Source organism: uncultured Shewanella sp. (assembly GCF_947501225.1).
In the GTDB taxonomy this organism is placed as follows: Bacteria; Pseudomonadota; Gammaproteobacteria; order Enterobacterales; family Shewanellaceae; genus Shewanella.
On sequence record NZ_CANMUW010000061.1, the window covers coordinates 1 to 311 of the forward strand.

At 52.4% G+C, this 311-nt stretch carries 3 tRNA genes; all 3 read right to left on the bottom strand.

Annotated elements, in window-relative coordinates:
* Position 1: 1 nt before the first annotated feature.
* A tRNA-Ala gene (locus Q1B47_RS21925) sits at positions 2-74 on the bottom strand.
* A 45-nt stretch (positions 75-119) separates the two neighbouring features.
* Positions 120-195: transfer RNA gene (locus Q1B47_RS21930), tRNA-Ala, on the bottom strand.
* A 40-nt stretch (positions 196-235) separates the two neighbouring features.
* Positions 236-311 (bottom strand) — tRNA-Glu (locus tag Q1B47_RS21935).

Consider the following 311-nt stretch of genomic DNA (forward strand, 5'->3'; position numbering starts at 1 on the left):
GTGGAGCCTAGCGGGATCGAACCGCTGACCTCAACACTGCCAGTGTTGCGCTCTCCCAGCTGAGCTAAGGCCCCATTCCATGCACTGTAATATAAGCATGAAATTAAAACTAACAAAAATGGTGGAGCCTAGCGGGATCGAACCGCTGACCTCAACACTGCCAGTGTTGCGCTCTCCCAGCTGAGCTAAGGCCCCATTTCATGCACTGGAAAATAAGCATGAAATTTTGAAAATGTGGTATCCCCAAGGGGATTCGAACCCCTGTTACCGCCGTGAAAGGGCGGTGTCCTAGGCCTCTAGACGATGGGGAC